This is a genomic window from Saliniramus sp., assembly GCF_035311605.1.
In the GTDB taxonomy this organism is placed as follows: domain Bacteria; phylum Pseudomonadota; class Alphaproteobacteria; order Rhizobiales; family Beijerinckiaceae; genus Saliniramus.
This window is the reverse complement of the sequence record NZ_DATGCW010000035.1, coordinates 1-6,385: the sequence shown is the minus strand read 5'-3', so window position 1 is coordinate 6,385 and position 6,385 is coordinate 1. Positions and strand designations below refer to the sequence as shown.

6 protein-coding genes are annotated in these 6,385 nt (G+C 64.3%); 5 read left to right on the top strand and 1 reads right to left on the bottom strand.

All coding sequences use genetic code 11. The features are described from left to right. Nucleotides 1-992, bottom strand: a 992-nt coding sequence (locus tag VKP01_RS01840; protein ID WP_414706491.1) for an adenosylhomocysteinase, incomplete at its 3' end; no start/stop codon positions are given. Nucleotides 993-1,246: 254 nt separating this feature from the next. Between VKP01_RS01840 and VKP01_RS01835 the strand changes: the two genes are divergently transcribed. From VKP01_RS01835 to VKP01_RS01815, 5 genes are all read left to right on the top strand, one after another. Beyond that, complete coding sequence (locus VKP01_RS01835) at nucleotides 1,247-2,176, top strand: diguanylate cyclase (RefSeq protein ID WP_324409933.1); 930 nt, start codon at nucleotides 1,247-1,249, stop codon at nucleotides 2,174-2,176. A gap of 103 nt (nucleotides 2,177-2,279) precedes the next feature. Further along, a complete protein-coding gene (gene lspA / locus VKP01_RS01830; RefSeq protein WP_324409932.1) occupies nucleotides 2,280-2,822 on the top strand; it encodes a signal peptidase II in 543 nt (180 codons plus the stop codon). A 38-nt stretch (nucleotides 2,823-2,860) separates the two neighbouring features. Beyond that, nucleotides 2,861-3,418 carry a hypothetical protein gene (locus VKP01_RS01825; protein WP_324409931.1) on the top strand — a complete coding sequence of 186 codons (558 nt, stop codon included), beginning with the start codon at nucleotides 2,861-2,863 and terminating at the stop codon, nucleotides 3,416-3,418. A gap of 94 nt (nucleotides 3,419-3,512) precedes the next feature. Continuing rightward, nucleotides 3,513-4,835, top strand: a complete 1,323-nt coding sequence (locus tag VKP01_RS01820) for a pitrilysin family protein (RefSeq protein ID WP_324409930.1) — start codon at nucleotides 3,513-3,515, stop codon at nucleotides 4,833-4,835. 54 nt (nucleotides 4,836-4,889) lie between these two features. After that, a complete protein-coding gene (locus VKP01_RS01815; protein ID WP_324409929.1) occupies nucleotides 4,890-6,176 on the top strand; it encodes a pitrilysin family protein in 1,287 nt (428 codons plus the stop codon). Nucleotides 6,177-6,385 lie beyond the last annotated feature (209 nt).

The window sequence follows — 6,385 nt, the reverse complement described above, 5'->3', positions numbered from 1 at the left end:
ATGGCGCGATCCTTCATGCCGGCCATGTGGTCGGCGGTGATCACGTCCTTGTTGCCGGTCGCGGTGACGTAGATGTCCGCGCGCGGCAGGGCGTCTTCCATGGTGATGACCTCGTAGCCTTCCATCGCGGCCTGGAGTGCGCAGATCGGATCGACTTCCGAGACGAGCACACGGCAGCCGGCCTGACGCAGGCTGTCGGCGGAACCCTTGCCGACATCGCCGAATCCGGCGACCATGGCGACCTTGCCCGACATCATCACATCGGTGCCGCGACGGATCCCGTCGACGAGCGATTCACGGCAACCATAGAGGTTGTCGAACTTCGACTTGGTGACCGAGTCGTTGACGTTGATGGCGGGGAAGAGCAGCTTGCCTTCCTTGGCCATGACATAGAGACGATGCACGCCCGTGGTGGTCTCTTCCGAGACGCCCTTGATCGACTTGGCGATCTCGCCGAACCAGCCCTTGGGCTTCTCGTTCAGGAGGCGTTTGATCAGGGCGAAGAGATACTGCTCTTCTTCCGCACCCGGATTGTCGAGGAAGGCCACGTCGCCGTTTTCGGCGCGCAGGCCGAGATGGACGAGCATGGTAGCATCACCACCATCGTCGAGAATCATGTTGGGCATGCCGCCGCCGTGCCAGTCGAACAGCTTGGCGGTGTAATCCCAGTACTCCTTCAGGGTTTCGCCCTTGTAGGCAAAGACCGGGATGCCGGCAGCGGCGATCGCGGCGGCGGCGTGATCCTGCGTGGAGTAGATGTTGCACGACACCCAGCGGATATCCGCGCCGAGTTCCTTGAGGGTCTCGATCAGAACGGCCGTCTGGATGGTCATGTGAAGCGAACCGGCGATGCGCGCGCCCTTGAGCGGCTTCGAAGCGCCGTATTCTTCGCGCAGGGCCATCAGCCCCGGCATTTCGCTTTCCGCGATCTCGATTTCCATACGGCCGAAATCGGCAAGACCGATATCCTTGACGGCATAATCGTTCGACATGCTTTCCATCCTTTCGTTGCATGAAAGCGGGCGCGACCGCAGTGCGGCGCGCCGGCGATTGCCGTTGTCCTATCAGAGCCCGTCGCAAAGAGCAATTGAGATATAAAGATGTCTTTATATCTTTTTCGCGAAACGGCGCCGATCACATGCCTTTGATTGCCGACATTGGTCCCATGCAGTCTTTGATATTAGGCCTCCATTAAGGAGCGCAACCGCATTGTGCATCATCGGAAAATGCGTTGTGGGAAAAGGTCGTGAAAGTCGTCGTGGTGGAATCGAGTCGCGTCATGGCGCGCGGCGTGGCCAGCCTTCTCGCGCAGCGGGGCCACGAGACCGTGATCTTCACCGATTCCGTCGAGGCGCTGGCCTTCGTGCGTGCCGATGAGAAAGTCGATGCGGTACTGACCGGGCTTGAGACCAGCCCTCTGGATGGTTTCGAGACATGCTGGGCGCTGCGCCTGATCGCCAATGCCGGGCGCCCGCTCTACGTGATCGCGATGTCCTCCCTGGCCCATACCCGCAGCCTCTCCGAGGTGCTCGATGCCGGCGCCGACGACTTCATCTCGAAACCGCTTGTTGCGGAAGAGTTGCATGCGCGGCTGCGCGCGGCCGAACGCATGACACGCCTCCAGCGCGCCCTGTGGCATCAGGCGCAGCGGGATCTGCTCTCCGGCCTGCTCAACCGCCGCGCCTTTTTCACCAGGATGGCCGGATGGAACGAGGATCCGTGCGACGATGGAAGCATGGGCCTGATTCTGGCTGACCTGGATCATTTCAAGCGGCTCAACGACTGCCACGGACATGATTGCGGCGATGAGGCGATCCGCCGTGTCGGAAGCCTGTTCGACGAACATGCACGCGCCCATGCCGGTGCTGCGGCACGCTTCGGCGGCGAGGAATTCATCCTCGCCCTGCCCGGTTGCGATGCCGGGGCGAGTGAGCCGGTTGCCGAATCGCTACGCCGAAGCATCGCGACGATCAGGTTCCTGACGGACACCGGCGCGACCATCACCCTCACCGGCAGCTTCGGCATCACGGCGTTTCAACGCGGCGAAACCGTCGAAATCGCGATCAAGCGTGCCGACGACGCGCTCTATGAGGCAAAGCATTACGGACGCAACCGGGTTTGCATCAAAGCGTACGACGACGCAGTCACACCGCGCCGAATGACGGCAGCCTCCTGAAACCCGCGCCCGGCTTTGGGGCTGCGACACGAAAATCCCGCGCAGCTTGCGATTCGGCGCCGAAAGAGGCATATCGACACGCGAAGTCAGTCACGGGGAGCGTATGAGCGCCGCACGCCTTTCCATTCTCGTCGCCCTCGTCATACTGGCACTCGACCAGGCGACGAAGCTTTATCTGCTCTTTGTCTTCGAGCTCTTCCTCAACGAGCCCGTGCGTCTGGGCCCGTTCGTGGAACTGATCACAGTGTGGAACCGGGGAATCTCCTACGGGCTCTTGCAGCAGGAGACTGAACTGGGACGCTGGATTCTGGTGGTGTTTTCACTCGCTGCGGCTTTGGGGCTCGGAATCTGGATGCTGCGCACACCGCATCGGTTTCTCGCAATCGCGCTCGCCCTGATCGTGGGCGGCGCCATCGGCAACGCCATCGACAGAATTGCCTATGGTGCCGTATTCGATTTCGTCCATGTGTTCTATGGCAGCTTTTCCTGGTACGTCTTCAATGTCGCTGATGCCGCCATCGTTGCGGGCGTGCTCGGTCTCGTCTATGACTCCTTCGTGCTCGAGCTGCGGCGAAGCCGCGCGGCAGAGCGGGGGGATGTCGTCACTCCGTCACATGATGGCCGCGATTCCGGTTCATCCGGGTGAGGATCATCATCGACTTCTGGAACCAGGGGGTTCTCATCATGCCGCGTACACCCTTGATGCGCGCCACGTTCGCCGGACTGGCACTCACGCTCGGGCTCGGCGTCGCTCTTCCCGCACAGGCGCAGGAGGGAACGCTCTTGCGCGACATTTTCGGGCGCATCGGCATCATGGAACCGGAGCAGCCCCAGATCGAATATCGCGAGCGCGCGCCCCTGGTGGTACCGCCGTCGCGCGATCTGCCGCCACCGCGCCCGCCCGAACAGGTCGGCAACGCGCCGGACTGGCCGGAAGATCGTCGTGACCGGATCGCGCGTGAGGAGCAGATGGAGTTGGAGCGCTTTCAGGAGCGCGCTGGCGCCGGCGGCGGAATCAGCGAGGACATGCCGAACTTCCGGCTTCCACGTGGCACGGGGCGTGTACCGGTGACTGATCCGAATGATCCCTGGGGCGATGAACCGCCAGAGTTCACGCGTGAACAGCGTGAAGCCTTCCAGCGGCAGATGCGCGGCGGCGACGACGCCGAGGCGCAGGGTCTCACCCGCCGGCGGCTGACGGATCCGCCGAGCCGTTTCCTGCAGCCCGCGCCGACGGATTGATATCAGGGTACTTCCCCCGGGACGGATACGCCCCTATCTTTTAGCGGGTCGCCGTTAAAGCGACACGCTTCTTTGTTTGCGGAGAGACGCCACCATGACCGTGCACCCGGCCGCCGCCATCCAGCACCATGCTTCTGCAGAGGATGACACGCCGGGCCCTGATATCAGCACCTGCCGCCTCGATAACGGCCTCGATCTCGTCGTCATTCCCGACCGGCGCGTTCCCGTCGCCACCCACATGATCTGGTATCGCAATGGCTCCGCCGATGATCCGATCGGGCAGTCCGGCATCGCGCATTTCCTCGAACATCTGATGTTCAAGGGCACCGAGCGCCATCCAGCGGGCGCGTTCTCGCAGGTCGTCTCCAGCCTGGGCGGCCAGGAAAACGCGTTCACGTCATACGATTACACTGCCTATTTCCAGCGCGTCGCGAAGGAGCATCTCGCCACGCTGATGGACTTCGAATCCGACCGCATGGCCAATCTCGTGCTCACCGACGAGGTGGTGGCGCCCGAGCGTGACGTTGTTCTGGAGGAGCGCCGCATGCGCGTCGAGACCGATCCGGGCGCGCAGCTCTCCGAGGCAATGGCCTCTTCGCTCTTCGTGCATCACCCCTACGGCATCCCGATCATCGGCTGGATGCACGAGATCGAAACGCTCGATCGCGCGCATGCGCTCGATTACTACAAGCGCTTCTACACGCCGGAAAACGCCATTCTCGTCGTGGCCGGCGATGTCGAGGCGGATGCGGTGCGCCGCCTCGCCGAGGCCAGCTACGGGCAGATCGCGCCGCGCGGCGCGCGTCCGGAACGTGTGCGCCCGCGCGAGCCGGATCCGCGCGCCATGCGGCGCGTATCCGTTGCCGATCCGCGTGTCGACCAGCCGCTGATGCAGCGCCTCTACCTCACCCCCTCCGCCCTTACCGCACCGGGACGCGACGCCGTCGCGCTCGAAGTGCTGGCCGAGCTGATCGGGGGCGGGCCGACATCCTATCTCTATCGCAAGCTGGTGCTTGAGCGCGGCGTCGCGGTGAATGCGGGGGCCTGGTACATGTCCTCGGCTCTCGACGAAACGCGTTTTGCGCTCTACGCCGTGCCCACGCCGGAAGTGAGCCTCGATCAGCTCGAGGAGATGCTCGACCGTACCATCGCCGCGATCCCCGATGATGCGCTCGGTGAGAAATCGATCACGCGCGCCAAGACGCAGCTCATCGCCGAGACCACCTACGCCGCGGACAGCCAGACCTCGCTGGCACGCATCTACGGCTCGGCACTCGCCATCGGCGAGACCATCGAAGCCGTGCGCCGCTGGCCGCGCGACATCGAGGCCGTCACGCGCGAGGAGCTGGCCGATGTCGCGGCACGCTATCTCGTGCCGCGCCGCGCAGTGACCGGCCATCTTCTGAAGGCGGAATGATCCCTCGCCTATCCGAATCCTCGCCTGCTGTCGAAGCCTCCCCGGGAGCCAAGCATGACCATCGCCGTCGAACCCGTCTCCACCGCCCCGGCCCGCGCCGAGCGGCTCGTCACGCCGGCGGGGATCGAAGTCTGGGCGGTGCATTCACAGGTCGTCCCCGTCGCCGCCATGTCCTTCATCTTCGAGGGCGGCGCCTCGCAGGATCCTATGGACCGGCCCGGCACCGCGCAGATGATGGCGCAATTGCTGGATGAGGGGGCGGGCCCCTACCCGTCCGACGCCTACCAGGAAAAGCTCGCCGAAGCGGCGATCGAGCTCTCCTTCAATGCCGGCCAGGATTCGATCAGCGGCGGCCTGCGCACGCTGACGCGCAATCTCGACGAGGCGATCGGCCTGACGCGGCTGGCTCTGGTCGAGCCGCGCTTCGATGAGGAAGCGATCACCCGGGTGCGGGCGCAGACATCGGCGGGTATCCGCTATCAGCAGAATGACCCGGGCGTGCGCGCTACCAGGACCTTCTTCGCCACCGCCTTCCCCGACCACATCTATGGCTTGCCCAATGCGGGCACGCTGGAGAGCGTCGAGGCGATCACGCGCGACGACCTCGTCGCGGCGCACGGCAGGCTGATCGCACGCGACAACCTGAAAGTCGCCGTCGTCGGGGCGCTGGACGAGGCGCAGATCATTGCGCTGGTCGACGGGGTGTTCGGCGATCTGCCGGCAACGGCGCAGATCACCGAACCACCGGCAGCGACACTGGCCGGGCTGGGCACGCGCAAGGTCGTCGATCTCGACGTGCCGCAATCCGTGATCCGTTTCGGCATGAACGGAATCGGCTGGCGTGATCCCGATTTCATCCCCGCCTTCGTGCTCAACCACATGCTGGGCGGCGGCGTTTTCACCTCGCGGCTGTTTCAGGAGGTGCGCGAGAAGCGCGGGCTGGCCTATTCCGTCGGAACCGGCCTCGTCAGCCTGCGCGGTGCCGCGATGACATGGGGCTTCACCGCGACCAAGAACGAGCGCGTCGCGGAGGCGCTGGAGGTGATCGCCGGCGAGATCGACAAGCTCAAGGCGCAAGGACCGAACGAGGAAGAGCTTACCAAGGCCAAGGCCTATCTGACCGGTTCCTACCCGCTCGCCTTCGACACCTCGACCAAGATCGCGCAGCAGCTCGCCCAGATCGCCTTCGAGGGGCTGGGCATCGACTACATCGCGCGGCGCAACGCGCTGGTCTCAGCGGTCTCGCACGATGACGTGATGCGGGCAGCCGAGCGCGTGCTCGGCGACGGGCGCATGCTCGTCGTCGTGGCGGGCCGACCCGAGGGACTTGCCGGCGACTGATGCATCCTTTGGCGGCGGCGCGCGTTGTCGAGGTCGAAGCTTCACGATAACCGGGTTTTCCCGCATTGGCGGCGCGGTTGTGAAGCGTCACCATTCGCATCGGTCACAGGAGGTTCTCAGATATGGCTTTGCGGCAATCGATCGAGCAGGCGATGGGCAATACGATGGGTGGGGCCGGCATCCCCCGCACCGCCATTGATGCAGCGCTT